This window comes from Mesorhizobium sp. M0030, from assembly GCF_040323695.1.
Lineage (GTDB): Bacteria > Pseudomonadota > Alphaproteobacteria > Rhizobiales > Rhizobiaceae > Mesorhizobium.
Genome location: NZ_JAMYVE010000001.1, coordinates 557713 through 578738, shown reverse-complemented (window position 1 = coordinate 578738; position 21026 = coordinate 557713). Strand labels below are relative to the sequence as shown.

Here is a 21026-nt window from a genome sequence, read left to right as displayed (position 1 = left end):
CGGCTCGGGCCTGTCGGCTGTCAGGTTCCGAACAGCTCTTTGGCTTGTTCAACGGTGTAGTAACCAAGCCTGATGTCTTCGGCGACCAGTTTCGGGTCGCGCTCACGCGGATCGCCATAGCCGCCGCCCCCGGGCGTGCCGACCCTCACGCGGTCGCCGGCCTTGAGCGCGATGTCCTGTTCCTTGGACAGATGCGGCGGCACATGTGCCTCGCCGTCGCGGAACACGGTCACCGTGTTCACCGCGCCGTCCTTGCCGCCGAGCGCGCCTTGCGGGCCGAAACGGCCATGGTCCATGACGAAGGACGCGCGCGCCTCTCCTCGCAATATCTCGACCTCATAGGCGAGGCCGAAGCCGCCGCGCTGCTTGCCGGCGCCGCCCGAGCCTTCGCGCAAGGCATAGTGGCGGTAGAGAACCGGAAAGGCCTGCTCCATGATCTCGACCGGCGGCGATTTCGAAATGCCGATGGTCGAGCAGCCATTGGTCAGGCCGTCATGGCCGGAATTGCCGCCATAGCCGCCGCCGGAGATCTGATACATCACATAGTCGCGGCCGCGCGCCGGATCGTTGCCGCCCAGCGCGAAATTGCCGCTGGAGCCGGCGGGCGCGGCCGTCACCTTTTCCGGCAGCGCCTGCACCATCGCCGCGAACACCGCCTCGGCGATGCGCTGCGAGACTTCAGCCGCACAGCCGGAGACGGGACGCGGGTATTTGGCGTCGAGGAACGTGCCTTCCGGCCGCTTGACGATCAGCGGCTCGAAAGCGCCGGCGCTGATCGGCACATCAGGGAAAATATGGCGCATGGCGAGATAGACCGACGACAATGTCGTCGCCAGCACGCTGTTCATCGGCCCGGCACAGGGTTTTGACGAACCTGTGAAATCGAAGGTCAGCGTATCGCCCTTCTTCTCCACCGCGAGCGCGATGGTCAGCGGCTCGTTGACCACGCCGTCCGAGTCGACAAAGGCCTTCGAGCTGTAGGTGCCGTCGGGAATGGCGGAGATGTTGGCGCGCATCTGCTCGGCGGCGCGGCGACGCAGTTCGGCGATCGCCCCGACGACGGTTTCGTCCCCGTAACGATCGAGGATTCCATTGAGCCGGTCCTGACCGATCAACAGTGCCGCGGCTTGCGCCCTTATATCGCCGATGCGCTGGTCGGCGACGCGGATGTTGGAGCAGATGATGGCGTAGATTTCGGTGTCGAGCACGCCCTTCTTGAACAGCTTGACCGGCGGCAGCCGCAGGCCTTCCTGCTCGACGGCTGTGGCGGAGGCGGAGAAGCCGCCCGGCACCGAGCCACCGATATCGGGCCAGTGGCCGGTATTCGATAGCCAGCAAAATATCTTGCCGTCGCGGTAGACTGGCATGGCGAAGCGCACGTCCATGAGATGCGTGCCGCCGAGATAGGGATCGTTGACGATGTAGATGTCGCCCGGCTCAGGCGGCAGGCAACGGCCGTCGGCGATCATCTCGATCACCGTTTTGGTCGAATACTGCATGACGCCGACGAACACCGGCAGGCCCTGGCTGCCTTGTGCGATCAACGAACCATCGACGGCCGAGTAGATGCCGTCGGAGCGGTCATTGGCCTCGGCGATGACAGGCGAGAAGGCAGCGCGGGAGAAAGTGAGATCCATCTCGTCGCAGACCTGCTGCAAGGCTGCCTGCAGGACCGAAAGCGTGATGGCGTCGAGCTTTTGCATCTCAGGCCTCGCCAATGTCGATGATGATGTTGCCGTCGGCGTCCGATCTTGCGCGGTCGCCGGGTTCGAGCACGGTGGTGGCGTCCATCTGTTCGAGGATCGCCGGCCCTTGGATAACGGCATCGAGCGGCAATTTTTCGCGTGCGTATATCGGCGTATCGTGCCAGCGTCCGGCATACCAGACCGGCCTTGTCTCGCGCAGCGCCTCGTCTAGCGTCTTTGTACGTCCGGCCGGGTCGATCAGCCGTGACAGGTCGATTGCCGGCCGCACGCCCGTCACCGACGTGTTGAGGTTGACCAGATTGGCGCGGATCTCCGGCAACTCGACCTTGAAGCGGGCGAAATAGGCTTTTTCGAACAGCGCCTGCAACTCCTGCCTTGTCACCGATGAAGACGGCAGCGCCACGTTGATGATGTGGGTCTGGCCGACGAACTGCATGTCGGCAGAGTGCGTAACGCGGATCGTTTCCGGCTTCACCGCTTCCTTGCCGATCAGTTCCTCGCCTTCCCCGCGGTGACGTTCCAGCACCTCGCGAAGCCGGGCTTCATCAAGCACGGCGACCGGCTGGTTGATGGTGTTGACGAAGTCATGGCGCAGATCGGCCACGACGCAGCCGAGCGCGTTGGTGATGCCCGGACGGGCCGGCACCAGCACGCGGGGCAGGCCGAGTTCGCGCGCCAGCGCGGTTGCATGCAGCGGCCCGGCGCCGCCGAAGGCGAACAGCGCGAAATCACGCGGATCATGGCCGCGCGACACCGAGACCATGCGGATGGCGCCGGCCATTTTCATGTTGCCGAGCCGCAGGATTGCACCCGCCGCCTCGACGCCGGAGAGGCCGGTGGCCTTGCCTATTCTGTCTTCGAAGATGCCGGTGACGCGCTCGACGGTGACCGGATTTTCGACCGCCAGCAGTTTTTTCGGCGCCAGCCGTCCCAGCACCAGATTGGCATCGGTGATGGTCGGCTCCAAGCCGCCGCGGCCGTAGCAGATCGGACCGGGATTGGCGCCGGCACTTTCCGGGCCGATCTGGATCAGGCCGGCCGCATCAACGCGCGCGATCGAGCCGCCGCCGGCGCCGACCGTATGCACCGCCACCATCGGCACATGGATCGGCATCGCATATTCGATCTCGATCTCGTTGGAGACCGCCGGCTCGGCGTTGCGGATCAGCGCCACATCGGTCGAGGTGCCGCCCATGTCGTAGGTGACGAGGTTTTCAAAGCCGGCGCGCTTGCCCGTATAGGCGGCCGCGATGACACCCGAAGCCGGGCCTGACATCACGGTCTTGGCCGACTCGCGCGTGACGAAGCGGGCCGAGATCATGCCGCCATTGCCGTTCATGATCAGGAAGTCGCGGGCATAGCCCTTGGCAGCCAATTCCTTGCGCAGCCGCTCGACATAACGCTCGAGGATCGGCTGCACCGAGGCGTTCACCGCGGCGGTCACGCCGCGCTCGAATTCGCGGGCTTCCGACAGCAGCGCATGGCCAGTCGTGATGTAGCCGTTCGGCCAAAGCTCGGCGGCGATTTCGGCCGCGCGCCGCTCATGCGAAGGGTTGGCGTAGGAATGCAGGAAATGGATGACCAGGGACTCGCAGCCGGCCCCGATCAGCGTCTTCACGGCGTCGCGCATCTCGGCCTCGTCGAGCGGCGTGCGCACCGCGCCCGACGCCTCGACGCGCTCCGACACTTCGAGCCGGAGATCGCGCGGGATGATCGGAACGAAGCTTCCGGTCATGCCGTAGGGCTGCGGCCGTGTGCGGCGGCCAAGCTCGATCACGTCGCGAAAACCGCGCGTGGTGATCATGCCGGTTTTCGCCAGCCTGCGTTCCAGCACCGCATTGGTGGTGGTGGTCGTGCCATGCACGATGAGGTCGATGCCGTCTATGGCAAAGCCTGTGGCGCCCAGCGCTGAAACCACGCCGAACGCCTGGTTGTCGACCGTCGTCGGCGTCTTGGCGATATGCACCTTTCCGCCGTCATTTCCGTCGATCAAAATGAGGTCGGTGAAGGTTCCGCCAACATCGATGCCGGCAACGACGTCGCCTGCGGAATCCGGCTGCTTCACCGAAAAATTCTCTTTCATTGTCGAAATCCGAAATGGCGGAACTACGAATATGCCGCAGTTTGGAAAGCTGTTTTAGCGTGGTATCTTGACACAAATATCGTTTGTATACTAATAAATTTGGGACACAAGAGCTCACTGCTTTGGAGTGTGTGAACGGCTCGCCGGGACCTGAATGGTCTGGGCGCGCAGGAAACGGTTTGGCGCCCGCACAGGCGTGGGCAAGACAGAGTTGGATTGATGAACACCACATCCGCACTCAACACAGCCGGCGCCCGTCCGCTGCAGTTTCCGATTCCGGCCAATGTCTATGCCGAAACCGTCGTCTCGGTGAAGCATTACACCGACCGCCTGTTCTCGTTCCGCATCACCCGTCCGCAGTCGCTGCGCTTCCGCTCCGGCGAGTTCGTCATGATCGGGCTGCCCAATGCCGAAAAGCCGGTGTACCGCGCCTATTCGGTCGCCAGCCCGGCCTGGGACGAAGAGCTGGAATTCTTCTCGATCAAGGTGCCGGATGGTCCGCTGACCTCCGAACTGCAGAAGATCCAGGTCGGCGACACCGTCATCATGCGCCAGAAGTCGACCGGCACGCTGGTTGTCGACGCGCTGACCCCGGCAAAGCGCCTGTTCATGATCTCGACCGGCACCGGCATCGCGCCCTTCGCCAGCCTTCTGCGCGACCCCGATACCTACGAAAAATTCGATCAGGTCATCCTGACCCACACCTGCCGCGACAATGCCGAACTGACCTATGGCCAGGAACTGGTGGCCGCGCTCGAGAACGATCCCCTGATCGGCGAACTGACCGGCGGCCGCGTCACCCTCTACAATTCGACGACCCGCGAAGAATCGGCGCGCATGGGCCGCATCACGGCGCTGATCGGCTCGGGCAAGTTCTACGCCGACCTCGGCATCGAGAAGCTCAATCCGGAGACGGACCGCATCATGATCTGCGGCTCGATGCATATGCTGAAGGACGTCAAGGAAATGGCCGAAGGCCTCGGCTTCCATGAGGGCTCGCTCAGCCATCCCTCGACCTTCGTCGTCGAGCGCGCTTTCGTCGGCTGACATCAGCAGGCGCCTCGGCGCCTGCTTCTCGATTGGAATTTTGACCATGCGGTCAAAATTCAGCTGCTTTCGCCGCCTTTTTCCGCTATGACCGCTTGAAGGACTCGTGAAGCGATGCTTCACGGGCTATCTTCGGTGTGCGTCGCCTAAAGCCGCCGTGCGGTCCGGGAGCAACGACACGCACCACGACGTAAAATCGTCGAGCGAAAGGGCAGGAGATGAGCAGCACAATCCGCGAAGCCGATCTCGGCGCGTCCAAGGTCACGCCGCTGCCGGCGCGTGCCGCAGCCAACACGCCCGTTCCGCAATCGCATGGCATCGCCCGCAACACCGGCATGCGGCTCGATCTCGGCTTCATGGAATCGGTGCGCTCGGTCAATCGCTCGGCGCTGGAGCGCCGCGTCGCCAGCCTGACCAAGCGTCGTTCGATCAAGGCCGACAACCAGGCGGCATGGCTGCTGCGCGCCGTCTCCTGCATGGATTTGACGACGCTGAATTCCAACGACACCGAAGAGCGCGTGCGCCGCCTGTGCGCCAAGGCGATCAACCCGTTCCGCCGCGACATCGTCGAGGGGCTTGGCATCGAGGGCGAAAAAATCCGCCCGGCGGCGGTCTGCGTCTATCATCCATTCGTCGCGACGGCTGTTGATGCCGTGCGCGGCACCGGCATCCATGTCGCCGCCGTCTCCACCGCTTTCCCGCACGGCCTTGCGCCGCTGTCGACCCGCCTGCAGGAGATCGAGGCATCGGTGCGCGACGGCGCGGACGAGATCGACGTCGTCATCCCGCGCGGCCTGGTCTTCGGCGCCAAGTGGCAGGAGCTCTACAACGAGATCGTCTCGATGCGCGAAGCCTGCGGCGATGCGCATCTCAAGGTCATTCTCGGCACCGGCGACCTCGCCACGCTGCGAAATGTCATGCTAGCCTCGATGGTGGCGATGATGGCCGGCGCCGATTTCATCAAGACCTCGACCGGCAAGGAAAGCGTCAACGCCACGCTGCCCGTCGGCCTTGCCATGGTGCGCGCCATCCGAGCCTATTTCGAGGAGACCGGCTTTCTCATCGGCTTCAAGCCGGCCGGCGGCATCTCTACCGCCAAGGCCTCGCTCGACTGGCTGGTGCTGATGAAGGAGGAGCTCGGCCGGCCCTGGCTGGAGCCAGACCTGTTCCGCTTCGGCGCCTCGAGCCTCCTCACCGATATCGAGCGCCAGCTCGAGCATCATCTGACCGGGCATTATTCGGCCAATCACCGCCACGCAATGGCGTGAGGCGGATGAAGGCCTTGAACGTCGTGTTCCTTCGCGCCTCCCTCTGTCCTGCCGGACATCTCCCCCACTTGGGGGGAGATTGGCTAACGTCGGCGATTTCGCCAATTGTCGACGTTTCAGAGCCGACAGGCGCGAAGGCTAATCTCCCTCCTTGTGGGGGAGATGTCCGGCAGGACAGAGGGGGGCGCCACAGAGCGCCTGCCAAGACGATTATCTGGAGCGCGTCATGAACATTCTCGAACGCTATCACGCCATGGAATACGGCCCGGCGCCGGAAGCCCGCACCGAGGCCGATGCCTGGCTTGCCGGACGCGATTTCGGCAAGGCGCTGTTCATCGACGGCGGCTGGAAGGCAGCAGGCGGCGGCAAGACCTTCGAGACCAGCGAACCCTCATCCGGCAAGCTGCTGGCCAAGATCTCCGATGCCGGCGCCGCCGATATCGACGCAGCCGTCGCCGCAGCCACCAGGGCGTTGCCGAAATGGTCGGCATCCTCGGGCTACCAGCGCGCAAAAGTGCTTTACGCCATTGGCCGCGCGATGCAGCGTCATCAGCGCCTGTTCGCAGTGCTTGAGTCAATCGACAACGGCAAGCCGATCCGCGAAAGCCGCGACATCGACGTGCCGCTGGCCATCCGCCATTTCATCCATCATGCCGGCTGGGCGCAGGCGCTGGACAAGGATTTCCCAGGCCACAAGGGTGTCGGCGTGGTCGGCCAGATCATCCCATGGAATTTCCCGCTGCTGATGCTGGCCTGGAAGATTGCGCCGGCGCTCGCCGCCGGCTGCACGGTGGTGCTGAAGCCGGCCGAGTTCACGCCGCTCACCGCCATCCTGTTTGCCGAGATCTGCGAGCGTGCCGGCGTGCCCAAGGGCGTCGTCAACATCGTCCAGGGCGGGCCGGAAGCGGGCGTCGCCATCGTCAACCATCCCGGCATCCAGAAGATCGCCTTCACCGGCTCTTCGGAGGTCGGCAAGATCATCAGGAAAGCCACGGCTGGATCGGGCAAGAAGCTGTCATTGGAGCTTGGCGGCAAATCGGCCTTCATCGTCTTCGAGGACGCCGATCTCGACAGCGCCGTCGAAGGACTGGTCGACGGCATCTGGTTCAACCAGGGCCAGGTCTGCTGCGCAGGCTCGCGGCTTCTGGTGCAGGAAGGCATTGCCGACGCGTTGATCGCAAAGGTCAAGGTCAGGATGAGCCGGCTTCGCGTCGGCAGCCCGCTCGACAAGAACACCGATATCGGACCGCTGGTCGACGCCACACAGCTCGACCGCGTCAAGGGCCTGGTCGCAGAAGGCGCCAGACAGGGCGCCGTCTGCTGGCAGCCCGACGCGGTGCTGCCGTCTTCCGGCTACTACCACCTGCCGACGCTCGCCACCGGTGTTTCGCCGGCAAATATATTGGCGCAGGAAGAGGTGTTCGGCCCGGTTCTGGCCACCATGACCTTCCGCAACACCGAGGAAGCGGTCGAACTCGCCAACAACACGCGCTATGGGCTGGCCGCCTCGGTGTGGAGCGAAAACATCAACCTCACGCTGCATGTCGCGCCGCAGCTGAAGGCCGGCGTCGTCTGGGTCAACGGCACCAACATGTTCGACGCCGCCTGCGGCTTCGGCGGCTATCGCGAAAGCGGCTTTGGCCGCGAGGGCGGGCGCGAGGGCATGTTCGAGTATCTCTCGGCAAAGCTGCCGCTCGGCCCGGTGATCAAGCCGACGGCGGCTTCGGCGCAGCCGGTCGAGCAATCGGATGGCGGCGCCATCGATCGTACCGCAAAGCTGTTCATCGGCGGCAAGCAGGTGCGGCCCGACGGCAATTATTCGCTGGCGATAGCCACTGCCAAGGGCAAGCTCGCCGGCGAAGTCGGTCTCGGCAGCCGCAAGGACATCCGCGACGCCGTTGCCGCCGCCCGCGCCTGCAAGGCCTGGCCGGAGGCGACCGCCTACAATCGCTCCCAGGTGCTATATTATCTCGCCGAAAATCTGTCCGGCCGTGCCGGCGAGTTTACCGCACGCTTGACCGAACTGACCGGCGCCAACGCCAAGGCCGCGCGGGAGGAAGTGGAACAATCGATCGAGCGCCTGTTCCTCTATGCCGGCCTTGCCGACAAGTATGAGGGCAGGGTGCATCAGCCACCGGCCCGCGCCGTCACGCTCGCTTTGCACGAGCCGGTCGGCGTCGTCGGCATCGTCGCCCCGGACAGCGCGCCGCTGCTCGGCTTGATCTCCCTGATCGCACCTGCGCTTGCCATGGGCAACACGGTGGTGGCCGTGCCGTCGGAAAAATACCCGCTGCTCGCCACCGATCTCTACCAGGTGATCGAATATTCCGACGTTCCGGCAGGCGCCATCAACATCGTCACCGGCCGCACGGCGGAGCTTGCCGGCGTGCTGGCCAAGCATGACGATGTCGACGGGTTGTGGCTGTTCGCCGATGCCGACACCTGCGCCAGGGCGGAGGCCGATTCCATCGGCAATCTCAAGCGCGTCTGGACCGGAAACGGCCGCAGCCTCGACTGGGCCTCCGACGAGGCCGCCGGCGATGCCCTGTTGCGGCGGGCCATCGAAGTGAAGAACGTCTGGGTGCCATACGGCGACTAATGCCGCCTGAAACGCGCTGTGCTTGAGCGAACCATGGCAGCGTCACTCGTTGCCCGGTTGTCATACATGTTGTTGCATCAGAGCAAGCGATGTGCATTACATCGGCCGTCGTGAAGGTGATCGCGTTCGGGCTTGACGCCCGGACGTGTGTTCTTTAACCAGAAAAAACATTTGTTATTTTGGACTGATGGATTGTGCAGGCCGCATAGTCTCGCCTGTCTGGCACAGGACGCCCCGGTCAGCCGGCATTAAATCGGGCCGAGAAGTGGCCAAAGAGGGCGAGGAGAAACGCATGGCGGATCTGGCAGGCAAGGTCGTTGTCGTCACGGCGGCGGCGCAAGGCATCGGCAGGGCGAGCGCATTGGCCTTCGCCAAGGCAGGCGCCGTCGTGCACGCCACCGACATCAACGAGGCGCTGCTGGCCGAACTCGCCAAGACCTCCGGCATCAAGACCCGCAAGCTCGACGTCCTCAACGATGATGCCGTCACATCGGGCTTCGCTGAAATCGGCCGCGTCGACGTGCTGTTCAACTGCGCTGGCTTCGTTCATTCCGGCTCGATCCTCGAGATGAAGGATGCCGATCTCGACTTCGCCTTCAACCTCAATGTCCGCGCCATGATCCGAACCATTCGGGCCGTACTGCCCGGCATGCTGGAACGCGGCGATGGTTCGATCATCAACATGTCGTCCGTCGCCGGCGCCGGCAAGGGCGTGCCCAACCGCTTCGCCTATGGCGTCTCCAAGGCGGCCGTGATCGGTCTCACCAAGGCGGTTGCCGCGGACTATGTCGCCAAGGGCATTCGCTGCAACGCCATCTGCCCCGGCACCGTCGAGAGCCCGTCGCTGCAGGACCGCATGCATGCGCAGGGCGATTACGAGGCGGCCCGCGCGGCCTTCATTGCCCGCCAGCCGATGGGCCGTCTCGGCACGCCCGAGGAAATCGCCGACCTTGCCGTCTACCTCGCCGGCGCCACGTACACCTCAGGCCAGGCCTATAATATCGACGGCGGCTGGTCGATCTGAGCAATAGCCTCGATCCGCAGGTCCAGGCTCGAACAGTTCTAAAGTCCGGCTTGCCCCAGGTCGGGTCCGATAGCCAGAGTCCGCCCAGTCATCGCTTGGCGGAGCGAGTTTTGAAAACGGCCTTGGGCCGCAATTTGGAGAGCAAGATGAAACTGCTGCGCTATGGCGAGATAGGGAGCGAACGCCCCGGCCTGCTCGATGCGGATGGAACGATCCGCGATCTTTCGGGTCATGTCACCGACATTGCTGGCAAGGCGCTCGATCCGGCGTCGCTCGAGACATTGTCGAAGCTCGATCCGAACTCGCTGCCGGCGGTTTCCGGCAAGCCGCGCCTCGGCGCCTGCGTCGCCGGCACGGGCAAGTTCATCTGCATCGGCCTGAATTATTCCGACCATGCCGCCGAAACCGGCGCCACCGTGCCGCCGGAGCCGATCATCTTCATGAAGGCGAGCTCGGCCATTGTCGGCCCCGACGATGATGTGCTGATCCCGCGCGGCTCGGAAAAGACCGACTGGGAGGTTGAACTCGCCGTGGTCATCGGCAGAAAAGCCAAATATGTCAGCGAGGCCGATGCGCTGGATTATGTCGCCGGCTATGCCGTTGCCCATGACGTGTCCGAGCGCGCCTTCCAGGCCGAGCGCCAGGGCCAGTGGACCAAGGGCAAGAGCTGCGACACGTTTGGTCCGACCGGGCCGTGGCTTGTCACCAAGGACGAGGTTGCCGATCCGCAGAACCTCAAAATGTGGCTGACGGTCAACGGCAAGACGATGCAGAACGGCTCGACCAGGACCATGGTCTACGGCGTCGCCTATCTCGTTTCCTATCTCAGCCAGTTCATGTCGCTCCACCCCGGCGACATCATCTCCACCGGCACGCCACCCGGCGTTGGGCTGGGCATGAAGCCGCCGGTGTTCTTGAAGGCTGGCGATGTGGTGGAACTGGGCATCGAGGGGCTCGGCCAGCAGAAGCAGACCTTCAAGGCGGATGCCTAGCCGCCTCTTCCCTTAGAGCGTTTCACCGTTTGCCGGCGAAACGGTCTATCTCTTTGTTTGCCCGGCGGCTGGCGCCTCTTGTCAGCGCCAGCCGAGAGCTGGCGCGACGTGCTTCAGGATCGCCTCGATGACGTGGGCGTTGTACTCGACGCCGAGCTGGTTGGGGACGGTCAGAAGCAGCGTGTCGGCCTCGGCGATCGCTTCATCCTCTTTCAGCTGCTTGACCAGCACATCGGGCTCGGCGGCATAGGAGCGGCCGAAGACGGCAAGCTTCTCAGGCTCGATATAGCCGAAATGATCTTCGCTGCTGCCGCCGCCGAAATAAGCGCGGTCGCGGTCGTTCACCAGCGCAAAGATGCTGCGGCTGACCGACACGCGCGGCTCGCGTGTATGGCCGGCTTCCTTCCACGCCGCACGATAAGCGCGGATCTGTTCGGCCTGCTGGATGTGGAGCGGCTGGCCGCCCTCATCGAACTTCAGCGTCGAACTTTGCAGGTTCATGCCGAGCTTGCCCGCCCATTCGGCGGTGGCGTTGGTAGCGGCGCCCCACCAGATCCGGTCGCGTAGGCCGGCCGAGAACGGCTCGAGCCGCAGCATTCCCGGAGGATTGGGGAACATCGGCCGCGGATTGGGTTGCGCGAAACCTTCGCCGCGCAGCACGTCCAGAAACACCTCGGCATGGTTGCGCGCCATGTCGGCATCGCTTTTGCCGTCCTGCGGCACGTAGCCGAAGTAGCGCCAGCCGTCGATCACCTGCTCCGGCGAACCGCGGCTGATGCCAAGCTGCAGCCGGCCACCGGCGATCAGGTCGGCAGCACCCGCATCCTCGGCCATATACAGCGGATTCTCATAGCGCATGTCGATGACGGCGGTGCCGATCTCGATGCGGCTGGTGCGGGCGCCGACCGCGGCCAGAAGCGGAAACGGCGAAGCGAGCTGGCGGGCAAAATGATGGACGCGGAAATAGGCGCCGTCCGCGCCCAGCTCCTCGGCGGCGACGGCAAGGTCGATCGACTGCAGCAGCGCGTCGGACGCCGAGCGCGTCTGCGATTGCGACGAGGGCGACCAATGGCCGAAGGAAAGAAAGCCGATCTTTTTCATGCGCGCATCCTGTTCTTTGATTGCAGTTGCCTACTTCATCGCCCACGCGATCGGGTTCAATCGACACTCACACAACGCAGTGTCAATGCCGCCGGCCCTTGACGGTTTCGCGACGATACCCATCAGTGCGCAAAGGACCAAGGCCATGGTCCCCGGCGATGCCTTTCGCGACCGCGTCAGCATCTGCCGCGGCGCTTTTGGGGCCAAATGAACCAACCAAAGGCGATGTACCGCAAACTCCATTCGCTTCAGAGCCCGGTTTTGAAATCTTCTCGCTCATTTAATTCTACAAAATCGGTAGGCTTAATGCGGATAGTGCGTTTGCGAGAAGGAGCCTCGGATGTCAAAAAAGCTGGTGGTGGGGTGGTCCGGCAACCTGACCCGTCCGTCCAAGACGAAGGCATTCGTCAGCCACATCGCCGGTGAGGTGTCGAGCCGGGCCGGCTCGGCTTTGAGCGTTTTCGACATCGAGGATCTCGGCCCGTCCTTTGCGCCTGCAAGACAGCTTGGCGATCTCGATCCGGCGGCGCGCGGTATTATCGAGCAGCTGCTCGGCGCCGACGTGCTGGTGGTCGGCTCCCCGACCTTCAAGGGCAGCTACACCGGGCTGTTCAAGCACTTCTTCGACCTGCTCGACCCGTCGTCGCTGCGCGGCAAGCCGATCATCCTGGCGGCAACAGGCGGCGGCGAGCGTCATTCGCTTGTCGTCGAACACCAGTTGCGGCCGTTGTTCGGCTTCTTCGAGGCGCAGACCCTGCCGACCGCGATCTACGCCTCGGACAAGGACTTTGCAGATGGCGTGCTGGTGTCAGAGGCAGTCAAGGCGCGAGCCCGGCAGGCGGTCGCTGAGGCATGCCGGGTGGCCGGCGTGCCCTACAGCGTCGTCCTTGCCGCCTGAAAACCAACGATCCGCGACGCAATATTCCATCCCGCATAGACCAGAAGGACGCCTGCAAATGACTCGAGCCAGCAAGTCCGATAGCAAACCGCGGCAGATCAAGCTCGGCGCCTTCCTGCCCGGCGGCGGACAGCATATTGCCGCCTGGCGTCATCCCGATGCGCCGGCCGACGGCGCCACCAATTTCGAGTTCCACAAGCAACTGGCGCTGACCGCCGAGCGCGGCCTGTTCGACGCCTATTTCCTGGCCGACAACCTGACCGTCGGCCTCGGCGCCCGCGAGGGCGGCAACGCCAAGATCGCCGGCTTCGAGCCGGTGACGCTGTTTGCGGCGCTGGCGCCGCTGACGACGCATATCGGTTTCATCGCCACGGCCTCCACCACCTATGAGGAGCCCTACACGCTGGCGCGCAAATTTGCTTCGCTCGACCTGTTGTCGAACGGCCGCGCCGGCTGGAACGTGGTGACCTCGGCCGGCGACGAAACGGCGCGCAATTTCAACCGCGACGTCCAGCCCAGCCATGCCGAGCGCTATGCCAGGGCGCATGAGCATGTCGAGACGGTCAAGGCGCTGTGGGACAGCTGGGAGGATGACGCCTTCATCCGCGACAAGCAGTCGGGCCGTTTCTACGACAAGGACAGATTGCACGACATCGACCACAAGGGCGAGCATTTCAGCGTCAAGGGTCCGCTCAACGTGCCGCGCCCGGTGCAAGGACATCCGGTTGTCGTACAAGCGGGGCAGTCGGAAGACGGCCGTGGGCTTGCCGCGCACTCGGCCGAGGTCATCTTCACCGCCCATCAGAAGCTCGAGACGGCGCAGGAATTCTACCGCGACATCAAGGCGCGCGTGGCTGAAGTCGGCCGCGATCCCGATCAGGTGCTGATCATGCCGGGCGTCGCGCCCTTCGTCGGCCGCACCGAGGACGAGGCCCGTGCCAAATACCAACAGCTTAACGACCTTATCCTGCCCGAGGACGGTGTCGCCCTGCTCAACGGGCTCGCCGGCCAGACGCTCGACATCAGGGGCTATCCGCTCGACGGCCCGTTGCCGCCGAGCAAGGAAACCGAGGGCATGAAGAGCCGCCAGGCGCTGATCCGGCAGATCGCCGACGAGCACAACTTCACCATACGCCAGCTTTACCAATGGGTAGCGACGGCGCGCGGCCACTACACCATCGTCGGCAGCGTCACGCAGGTCGCCGATCAGCTGGAGGAATGGTTCACCAGCGAGGCGGCCGACGGCTTCAACATCCTGCCGCCCTGGCTGCCCGGCGCGCTCGACGATTTCGTCGACCTGGTCATTCCCGAGCTGCAGCGGCGCGGCCTGTTCCGCACGGCCTACGAAGGCCGCACGCTGCGCGAGAATCTCGGCCTCAGGCGCCCGGAAAATCCATGGACCGTCGCCCGCTCGACCGTCCTTGCCGCCGAATGACCTTGGCAATCGAAGGGGTGAAGCAATGACGCTGCAGCACATCGATCGGCAGATCACGGTTCGCCGCAGTGGTGGCGAAACTGGGCTCGGCACCGACTTCCTGAACCTCGGTAGCAAGGCGGCTGTTCGCTTCCTGAAGCGCTACGGCGTGCTTGCCGGCTTCCTGGCGCTCTGGCAGGTGGCGAGCAGCGTCGGCTGGGTCAACGCGGCGGTGCTGCCGCCGATCGACATGATCGTCGTCGCACTCTGGAAGGGGCTTGCCGGCGGCAGCCTGCTCGGCGACATCGCCATCAGCCTGCAACGCGCCGGCATCGCCTTTGCGGCGGCTGTCGCCGTTGCCATTCCGCTTGGCCTGTTCATGGGCCAGGTGCGCCCGGTCGAAACCGCGCTCGATCCGATCCTGCAGGTGTTCCGGCAGACGTCGGCGCTGGCGCTCTATCCGGTGTTCATCCTGCTCTTGGGACTTGGCGAGACCTCGAAGATCTTCGTCATCTTCTGGGCGACGCTGTTTCCGCTGCTGCTCAACACCATCAGCGGCGTCAAGGAAGTCGATCCCAAGCTGCTTGAAATGGCGCGCGTCTATGGTGCGAGCCGGCTCACCGTGTTTCGCCGCGTCGTACTGCCGGGCGCCGTGCCGTCGATCTTCGTCGGCTTGCGGCTGAGCGCCACCACGGCGCTGCTGCTGCTGATCGCGTCCGAGATGATCGGTGCCAACAAGGGCATCGGCTTCCAGGTGATGAACGCGCAGTACAATTTCCAGATCCCGCTGATGTTTGCGGCAATCGTCATCCTCGCCGGGCTTGGCCTGATCGCCAACCAGGCATTGGTCACCCTGCAGCGGCGGCTCTGTCGCTGGAGCAATCTGTCAACTGAGCAGTCCGCCCCTCACCGTTTACCTCCAGGAAGGACCCGATCATGAAAATCACCCGCCGTTCGCTGCTTGCCGGCGCGCCGCTTGCCGCCGGCCTCATCGCCGCCGGCCTGCCGCGCATGGCCTTTGCGCAAGCCGCAGCCGTCAAGTTCCGCTACCTCGCCAGCCGTGGCAGCATCTCCCCGCACGAGCTGGCCGACGAGCTTGGCTACTTCAAAGGGCTCGGCGTCGAGCTGGAGAATGTCGGCTATTCCTCGGGCGGACCGGAATCGCTGTTTGCGCTGTCTTCCGGCAGCGTCGACATCGGCTCGGCCGCCACCGCGGCGGTGATCAACTCGATCTCCGGCGGCAACGACTTCGTCGCGGCGTATCCGAGCAACGGCATCAACAAGGATGTGAAGAGCGTCTTCTACGTGCTGGAAGACAGCCCGATCAAATCGATCGCCGACATTGCCGGCAAGACCATCTCGGTCAACACGCTCGGCGCTCATCTCGACTATACGGTGCGTGAGGCCCTGCACAGCGTCGGCCTGCCGCCGACCGCCGCCAACCTCATTGTCGTGCCCGGCCCGCAGCTTGAGCAGACGCTGCGCTCGCGCCAGGTCGACATTGCCGGCCTCGGCTACTGGCAGGCGACCTTTGCCGGCGCGCTGGTCGCCAACGGCGGCGTGCGCGGCGTGTTCGACGACACCCAGGTGCTCGGCGAACTCGCCGGCGGCTTCGTCGTACTCAGGCGCGACTTCATTGCCGCCAACCCGGATGCGGCGCGCAACTTCGTCGAACAGTCGGCGCGCGCCTCGGACTGGTCGCGCCAGAACCCGGACGAAGCCCGCAAGGTGCTGGCCACTATCCTCGACAAGCGCGGCGAAAACGGCGATCTCGCCCGCTACTGGACCGGCTTTGGTCTGCGCGAAGGTGCACAGGCGACCGACCGCGACATCGACTTCTGGGTCGCCGTGCTGGAGCGCGACGGCCGTCTGGCCCAGGGCAAGCTGAAAGCCGCCGACATCCTGTACCGGCCCGGCGAAACCAAGATCAACTGAGCTTTGAAATAGCTGAGAGACAAGATGGCCGGTTCCAACCGTGGCGGAGAGGTCTCGATCCGCGACCTCTCCAAATCCTTCAGCCTCGGCGGGCGCCAGCTTGCCGTGCTGCGGACGCTCAACCTCGACATTCGTTCGGGGGAATGCCTGGTCATTGTCGGCGCCAGCGGCTCCGGCAAGACCACGCTGCTGCGTATTCTGGCCGGGCTGGAGGCGGCCGACAGCGGCGGTGTCGCGATCGACGGCCAGCCGGTGCATGGCGTCGGCGCCGAGCGTGCCGTGATCTTCCAGGAGCCGCGGCTGCTGCCGTGGCTGAGCGTGCTCGGCAATGTCGCGTTCGGCCTCGAAGTGCGCGGTGTTCCCAAGAGGCAGGCCGAGGAACGCGCCCGCTTCTACGTCGCCCTGGTCGGCCTTGCCGAATTCGCCGATGCTTTTCCGAGCCAGCTTTCCGGCGGCATGGCGCAGCGCGTCGGCATCGCCCGAGCGCTCACCGTGCAGCCCGAAATCCTTCTGCTCGACGAGCCGCTGGGGGCGCTGGACGCCATGACCAAGATCGGCATGCAGGAGGAACTGGCGCGCATCTGGAGCGAGGAGAACGTCACCATGGTGATGGTCACCCACGATCTGGAGGAGGCGATCTATCTGGCTGACCGGGTGCTGATCCTGCCCAAGGAGAAAGGCGGCGCGGCGCGGTTGATCGACATCGACCTGCCACGCCCGCGCGAGCGCAGCGAGAGCCGCTTCGTGCGCTATCGCGAAGAACTGCTGCGCGAATTCGGCCTGCATTGATTAAGGGAAGGAGCCAGCCGTGGCTTCCCCGGAAGATTAGCTCTCGCGATTACTGCTTGGTGAACGTGCCCGTATAGGTGCGGTCGGCAAGCCCATAGGTGACGGCCAGCGTTCCGTCCGCCTGAATGACCGCGCTGACGTCCGCGCCATTGGGAAGGCGCCGCAGTTTCAACGTGTTGCCGAAAATCTTGCCTTCGCCGTCGGCCACGCCCGGTTTGTTGTCGCCGACATCGCCCCAGGCATAGGTGGCGGTGACATTGCCGCCGCGCGTAATCGTCAGCACAGCGAGCTTGCCGTCATACATCCCGTCCAACTGTCCGCCCCATATGCCGGAAAACGCGACATACTTGGCCGGGACTCCTTCGCCGGGCGGCATGACCCGCACGGATGGATCGAGGACCGCCGCACCATCCGGAGCAGAGATCGCGGCAGGCGCCATGGGCTGAGGTGCGGGCGCTGGCGGCGGCGATGATGGTTCAGGCGCCGACTGGCAGGCGACAAGCATGAATGCCGCGAAACCGAGCGTCGGAAAGAGACTGTTTGGTGGAGCCAATCGGGATCGAACCGACGACCTCTTGAATGCCATTCAAGCGCTCTCCCAACTGAGCTATGGCCCCACTCCGGCAGTCAGCCGTCGCCGTTGCCGGCGAGAGGTCCGGCGCGGGTTTCAGGACCGCGCCGTTTAGTGCAGGCGGCTTCTAACCCCGCCTTCCCTGAAGATCAAGCCTTCGAGGCCCGCTTTTTCATCATAGCCCGTGAACGCCGCTAAATGCATGGGTTCGAAGCGTTCCTAGACTTCGTCGTCGTCGTCGCCGACGCCGATCATGTCGGCGACGTCGTCGTCTTCTTCCTCTTCGTCGGCAAGGAAAGTATCGTCCTCATCGTCGCCTAGATCGACATCGTCCTCGTCGTCGCCCAGGTCGGGAAGCTCGTCGCCGGCCTTGACGTCTTCGTCGGCCTCTTCAAGCGAGACGACTTCAACGCCTTCTTCTTCCTCGGCGTCCACTTCCTTCTCGGCCACTTCCTCTTCCTCTTCGAGGGCGGCGATCTTGCCGTCCTCGAAATAGGAACGCGGATACGTCTTGCCCGTATAGGGCGAGACGATAGGGTCCTTGTTCAGGTCGTAGAATTTTCGGCCCGTTTCAGGGTCGACACGCTTTGTGCCAAGTTCGTTTTTTGCCACGTCAAGCCTCGTCAGTAAAAGAGTGGTCCCCTTAACCACAGTTTACCGCGCTGTCAAAGCGAAAAGCCGGCGTCACAAAACCAAGCACTGAAAGGCCTCGCGCCAAGCGACGACCATGGGGATGACCATTCGTGCCCGCCGTGATACGAGACCGCCGCAACAAATGAAAAGCGCCGGCGCGCCGGCATTCCGTCCAGGGAAATTCCATGTCTCACGCCGCCGCTGCCAAGCCGGCCACCGCCCGCAAATCATCCGCCCTTTCCGGCACCGCTCGCGTGCCGGGCGACAAGTCGATTTCGCACCGTTCCATGATGTTCGGCGGCCTTGCCTCCGGCGAAACCCGCGTCACCGGCCTGCTCGAAGGCGAGGATGTGATGCGCACGGCGGCCGCCATGAAGGCGATGGGCGCGCATATCGAGAAGCGCGGCGCCGAGTGGGTGATCCGCGGCACCGGCAATGGCGCGCTGCTGCAGCCGGAAGGCCCGCTCGATTTCGGCAATGCCGGTACCGGCTCCCGCCTCACAATGGGCCTCGTCGGCACTTACGACATGGAAACGACCTTCATCGGCGACGCATCGCTGTCGGGACGGCCGATGGGCCGCGTGCTCGAACCCTTGCGCCAGATGGGCGTGCAGGTGCTGAAGGCGACGCCGGGCGACCGCATGCCGATCACGCTGCATGGGCCGAAACACGCCGCACCCATTACCTACCGCGTGCCGATGGCCTCGGCGCAGGTGAAGTCGGCCGTGCTGCTGGCAGGCCTCAACACGCCCGGCATCACCACCGTGATCGAACCGGTGATGACGCGCGATCATACCGAAAAGATGCTTAGGGGATTTGGCGCCAATCTCTCGGTCGAGACCGACGAGCGCGGCGTGCGCCACATCTTCATCGAGGGCCAGGGCAAATTGACGGGGCAGACCATCGCCGTGCCCGGCGACCCCTCCTCGGCCGGCTTCCCGCTGGTCGCGGCACTGATCGTGCCGGGTTCGGACATCGTCATCGAGAACGTGCTGATGAACCCCACCCGCACCGGCCTGCTTCTAACGTTGCAGGAAATGGGCGGCCAGATCGACATCTTGAACCCGCGCAATGCCGGCGGCGAGGATGTTGCCGATCTGCGCGTGCGCTACTCCGAGCTCAAGGGCGTCACCGTGCCGCCCGAGCGGGCCCCGTCGATGATCGACGAATATCCGGTGCTGGCGGTTGCCGCGAGCTTCGCCGAGGGCGAGACGTTGATGCAGGGGCTGGAAGAGCTGCGGGTGAAGGAATCCGACCGACTGGCAGCGGTTGCCAATGGGCTGAAGCTCAACGGCGTCGACTGCACCGAAGGCGAAGCTTCGCTCGCGGTGCGCGGAAAGCCCGGCGGCAAGGGGCTGGGCGGCCATCCCAATGGCCAGGACACGACGGTGCAGACGCATCTCGACCATCGTATCGCCATGAGCTTCCTGGTGATGGGGCTGGCAACGGAAAAGCCGGTAACCATCGACGACGCCGCAATGATCGCGACGAGCTTCCCGGAGTTCATGGGGCTGATGACGGGGCTCGGTGCGGAGATCGGGTGATTTCCCCTGTCTCAATGTGCAGTATTCGTGCATGAGAGTGCAATGTCGGAATCGCGGCAATGATGGGCAGGCAGGTCAATTTCTGGTTGTCAGACAAAGATCAAACTGAGCTTCAGTCCATCGTGCTTTCAAAGGGGGTATTCGCGGTGATCAACAGCCAGTCGAAGACCCCCGCACCCTCGCTGAAAGAAAAATTTGAACGAGTGCACCCGGGCCGTAAGGTCGAGGGCTTTCATCTCGTTCCCAAGGCACTGAGGGAGGAAATTGTTTGGAAGCACAATCCATACAACGATACGTATGATCCCGATCTCAGCCGCTCATCTGTGATACAGTACAACCCATCCCGGACCGAAGGCAGTTCAATTTTTCAGGGCCGATTTTATTTCCAAGCGCGCGACTTCGACGATCTTGGGCAGTTGATAGAGAAGCATGCGGCATTCACCAAGATTGGCGACGCGCTGCTACGCCTGGTGCGGAAAAATCTAAATCATCTGCACAGTGGCTTTTACGCTGGAAATGAAGCTCTGAAGCTGAAAGATGCGGGTTTCCAGTTTCGATCCTGATAGCAGCAAATCTTCGAGGTCGCGAATTGCCGTTCACCATCGCCATCGACGGCCCGGCCGGCGCCGGCAAGGGCACGCTGGCCCGCCGGCTGGCCGACCACTACCGTCTCAACCTGCTCGACACCGGCCTCACTTATCGCGCGGTCGCCCATGCGTTGATCCGGCACGCGCTGCCGCTCGACAATGTCTCGGCCGCCGAAACCGCTGCCCGCCAGGTCAATCTAGCCAAGCTCGACCGGGCGGTCTTGTCGGCGCATGCTGTCGGCGAAGCGGCTTCGAAGGTAGCGGTTTACCCTACCGTTCGGCGCATCCTGGTCGAAAAGCAGCGCGATTTCGCCAAGACACCGCCGGGCGCGGTGCTCGACGGGCGCGACATCGGCACGGTCGTGTGCCCTGACGCCGACATAAAGCTCTATGTGACGGCGAGTGCGCAGGTGCGGGCGCAGCGCCGGCTGGCGGAAATCGAGAGCATCGGCGGCACTGCCAATTTCGCCGAAATCCTTGCCGATATCATGCGCCGCGACGAGCGCGACATGGGCAGGGCCGACTCGCCGCTGAAGCCCGCCGCCGACGCGCACTTGCTTGATACCTCCGAAATGGCTATAGAGGCCGCGTTTCTGGCGGCCAAAGCGATCATCGACGACGCCTTGGCCAAGAGAGATAAAGCCTGATCCAGGGTTTTCCCGCTGCCACCGATTGCCGGAAGCGAAGAAAATACCCATATCGGGCACGAACCAGCCTGCCAGCATTCTTCATGCGCCGGAATTGCCGCTTAGGCGGCCCAGGGCTTTTGTAGCCCGGAACGCCGGCAGGCCAACGCAACGCTAACCCACGGCGCCCGTCCCGCAAGAGATGCGGG

At 64.0% G+C, this 21026-nt stretch carries 18 protein-coding genes and 1 tRNA gene; 13 read left to right on the top strand and 6 right to left on the bottom strand.

What is annotated here, in order from left to right:
* Positions 1–20: 20 nt before the first annotated feature.
* Entirely contained in the window at positions 21–1703 is a 1683-nt protein-coding gene (locus NKJ80_RS02660) for a hydantoinase B/oxoprolinase family protein (protein WP_023700429.1), read from the bottom strand.
* Between the two features lies 1 nt (position 1704).
* Positions 1705–3789 carry a hydantoinase/oxoprolinase family protein gene (locus tag NKJ80_RS02655; RefSeq protein ID WP_023700428.1) on the bottom strand — a complete coding sequence of 695 codons (2085 nt, stop codon included), beginning with the start codon at positions 3787–3789 and terminating at the stop codon, positions 1705–1707.
* A gap of 219 nt (positions 3790–4008) precedes the next feature.
* Between NKJ80_RS02655 and NKJ80_RS02650 the strand changes: the two genes are divergently transcribed.
* The 5 genes from NKJ80_RS02650 (at position 4009) to NKJ80_RS02630 (ending at position 10719) form a co-directional block, all read left to right on the top strand.
* Complete coding sequence (locus NKJ80_RS02650) at positions 4009–4836, top strand: ferredoxin--NADP reductase (RefSeq protein WP_023700427.1); 828 nt, start codon at positions 4009–4011, stop codon at positions 4834–4836.
* 218 nt (positions 4837–5054) lie between these two features.
* Positions 5055–6104, top strand: coding sequence for a deoxyribose-phosphate aldolase (gene deoC, locus NKJ80_RS02645; RefSeq protein WP_023703681.1), 1050 nt, complete (start codon positions 5055–5057; stop codon positions 6102–6104).
* A 226-nt stretch (positions 6105–6330) separates the two neighbouring features.
* Positions 6331–8703, top strand: coding sequence for an aldehyde dehydrogenase family protein (locus NKJ80_RS02640; protein WP_023742296.1), 2373 nt, complete (start codon positions 6331–6333; stop codon positions 8701–8703).
* A 292-nt stretch (positions 8704–8995) separates the two neighbouring features.
* Complete coding sequence (locus NKJ80_RS02635; RefSeq protein WP_023693125.1) at positions 8996–9727, top strand: SDR family oxidoreductase; 732 nt, start codon at positions 8996–8998, stop codon at positions 9725–9727.
* A 146-nt stretch (positions 9728–9873) separates the two neighbouring features.
* Positions 9874–10719: a fumarylacetoacetate hydrolase family protein gene (locus tag NKJ80_RS02630; protein WP_023693126.1), complete on the top strand. Its 846-nt coding sequence runs from the start codon at positions 9874–9876 to the stop codon at positions 10717–10719.
* Between the two features lie 81 nt (positions 10720–10800).
* Here the strand turns inward: NKJ80_RS02630 and NKJ80_RS02625 are convergent, their stop codons facing one another.
* A complete protein-coding gene (locus tag NKJ80_RS02625; protein ID WP_023683546.1) occupies positions 10801–11820 on the bottom strand; it encodes an LLM class flavin-dependent oxidoreductase in 1020 nt (339 codons plus the stop codon).
* A 340-nt stretch (positions 11821–12160) separates the two neighbouring features.
* On the opposite strand from NKJ80_RS02625, the gene msuE reads away from it, so the two are divergent.
* Genes msuE through NKJ80_RS02600 form a run of 5 tightly spaced genes read left to right on the top strand, consistent with a single transcriptional unit; the run spans position 12161 to position 16856 of the window.
* Positions 12161–12718 carry an FMN reductase gene (gene msuE, locus NKJ80_RS02620; RefSeq protein WP_352496998.1) on the top strand — a complete coding sequence of 186 codons (558 nt, stop codon included), beginning with the start codon at positions 12161–12163 and terminating at the stop codon, positions 12716–12718.
* A 58-nt stretch (positions 12719–12776) separates the two neighbouring features.
* Positions 12777–14153, top strand: coding sequence for an LLM class flavin-dependent oxidoreductase (locus tag NKJ80_RS02615; RefSeq protein ID WP_023806228.1), 1377 nt, complete (start codon positions 12777–12779; stop codon positions 14151–14153).
* A gap of 25 nt (positions 14154–14178) precedes the next feature.
* A complete protein-coding gene (locus tag NKJ80_RS02610; RefSeq protein WP_352496997.1) occupies positions 14179–15072 on the top strand; it encodes an ABC transporter permease in 894 nt (297 codons plus the stop codon).
* The gene (locus NKJ80_RS02605) at positions 15069–16067 is read left to right on the top strand and encodes an ABC transporter substrate-binding protein (protein WP_023695917.1); all 999 of its coding nucleotides are present in this window, start codon (positions 15069–15071) and stop codon (positions 16065–16067) included. Before NKJ80_RS02610 ends, NKJ80_RS02605 begins: the two co-directional genes overlap by 4 nt.
* 24 nt (positions 16068–16091) lie before the next feature.
* On the top strand, positions 16092–16856 hold the full coding sequence (locus NKJ80_RS02600) for an ABC transporter ATP-binding protein (RefSeq protein WP_023671311.1): 765 nt from the start codon (positions 16092–16094) through the stop codon (positions 16854–16856).
* Positions 16857–16905: 49 nt separating this feature from the next.
* Here the strand turns inward: NKJ80_RS02600 and NKJ80_RS02595 are convergent, their stop codons facing one another.
* From NKJ80_RS02595 to NKJ80_RS02585, 3 genes are all read right to left on the bottom strand, one after another.
* Entirely contained in the window at positions 16906–17295 is a 390-nt protein-coding gene (locus tag NKJ80_RS02595; RefSeq protein ID WP_023693130.1) for a hypothetical protein, read from the bottom strand.
* Between the two features lie 102 nt (positions 17296–17397).
* Positions 17398–17473 (bottom strand) — tRNA-Ala (locus NKJ80_RS02590).
* A gap of 173 nt (positions 17474–17646) precedes the next feature.
* Positions 17647–18039 (bottom strand): TIGR02300 family protein, encoded by a 393-nt coding sequence (locus tag NKJ80_RS02585; RefSeq protein WP_023683538.1) that lies wholly within the window; start codon positions 18037–18039, stop codon positions 17647–17649.
* A gap of 206 nt (positions 18040–18245) precedes the next feature.
* Between NKJ80_RS02585 and aroA the strand changes: the two genes are divergently transcribed.
* Genes aroA through cmk form a run of 3 tightly spaced genes read left to right on the top strand, consistent with a single transcriptional unit; the run spans position 18246 to position 20838 of the window.
* Positions 18246–19604, top strand: a complete 1359-nt coding sequence (gene aroA / locus NKJ80_RS02580; protein ID WP_023703673.1) for a 3-phosphoshikimate 1-carboxyvinyltransferase — start codon at positions 18246–18248, stop codon at positions 19602–19604.
* A 59-nt stretch (positions 19605–19663) separates the two neighbouring features.
* A complete protein-coding gene (locus tag NKJ80_RS02575; protein WP_023695919.1) occupies positions 19664–20167 on the top strand; it encodes a hypothetical protein in 504 nt (167 codons plus the stop codon).
* A 26-nt stretch (positions 20168–20193) separates the two neighbouring features.
* Positions 20194–20838: a (d)CMP kinase gene (cmk, locus tag NKJ80_RS02570; protein ID WP_031195781.1), complete on the top strand. Its 645-nt coding sequence runs from the start codon at positions 20194–20196 to the stop codon at positions 20836–20838.
* Positions 20839–21026 lie beyond the last annotated feature (188 nt).

Bases quoted from the DNA above. Each gene is read 5' to 3' on its own strand.
- NKJ80_RS02660 (WP_023700429.1), bottom strand. From the start codon at position 1,703: ATGCAAAAGCTCGACGCCATCACGCTTTCGGTCCTGCAGGCAGCCTTG.
- aroA (WP_023703673.1), top strand. From the start codon at position 18,246: ATGTCTCACGCCGCCGCTGCCAAGCCGGCCACCGCCCGCAAATCATCC.
- msuE (WP_352496998.1), top strand. From the start codon at position 12,161: ATGTCAAAAAAGCTGGTGGTGGGGTGGTCCGGCAACCTGACCCGTCCG.
- NKJ80_RS02650 (WP_023700427.1), top strand. From the start codon at position 4,009: ATGAACACCACATCCGCACTCAACACAGCCGGCGCCCGTCCGCTGCAG.
- NKJ80_RS02610 (WP_352496997.1), top strand. From the start codon at position 14,179: ATGACGCTGCAGCACATCGATCGGCAGATCACGGTTCGCCGCAGTGGT.
- NKJ80_RS02605 (WP_023695917.1), top strand. From the start codon at position 15,069: ATGAAAATCACCCGCCGTTCGCTGCTTGCCGGCGCGCCGCTTGCCGCC.
- NKJ80_RS02615 (WP_023806228.1), top strand. From the start codon at position 12,777: ATGACTCGAGCCAGCAAGTCCGATAGCAAACCGCGGCAGATCAAGCTC.
- NKJ80_RS02625 (WP_023683546.1), bottom strand. From the start codon at position 11,820: ATGAAAAAGATCGGCTTTCTTTCCTTCGGCCATTGGTCGCCCTCGTCG.
- NKJ80_RS02630 (WP_023693126.1), top strand. From the start codon at position 9,874: ATGAAACTGCTGCGCTATGGCGAGATAGGGAGCGAACGCCCCGGCCTG.
- NKJ80_RS02655 (WP_023700428.1), bottom strand. From the start codon at position 3,789: ATGAAAGAGAATTTTTCGGTGAAGCAGCCGGATTCCGCAGGCGACGTC.
- NKJ80_RS02600 (WP_023671311.1), top strand. From the start codon at position 16,092: ATGGCCGGTTCCAACCGTGGCGGAGAGGTCTCGATCCGCGACCTCTCC.
- NKJ80_RS02595 (WP_023693130.1), bottom strand. From the start codon at position 17,295: ATGGCGCCTGCCGCGATCTCTGCTCCGGATGGTGCGGCGGTCCTCGAT.
- NKJ80_RS02635 (WP_023693125.1), top strand. From the start codon at position 8,996: ATGGCGGATCTGGCAGGCAAGGTCGTTGTCGTCACGGCGGCGGCGCAA.
- NKJ80_RS02640 (WP_023742296.1), top strand. From the start codon at position 6,331: ATGAACATTCTCGAACGCTATCACGCCATGGAATACGGCCCGGCGCCG.
- NKJ80_RS02575 (WP_023695919.1), top strand. From the start codon at position 19,664: ATGATGGGCAGGCAGGTCAATTTCTGGTTGTCAGACAAAGATCAAACT.
- deoC (WP_023703681.1), top strand. From the start codon at position 5,055: ATGAGCAGCACAATCCGCGAAGCCGATCTCGGCGCGTCCAAGGTCACG.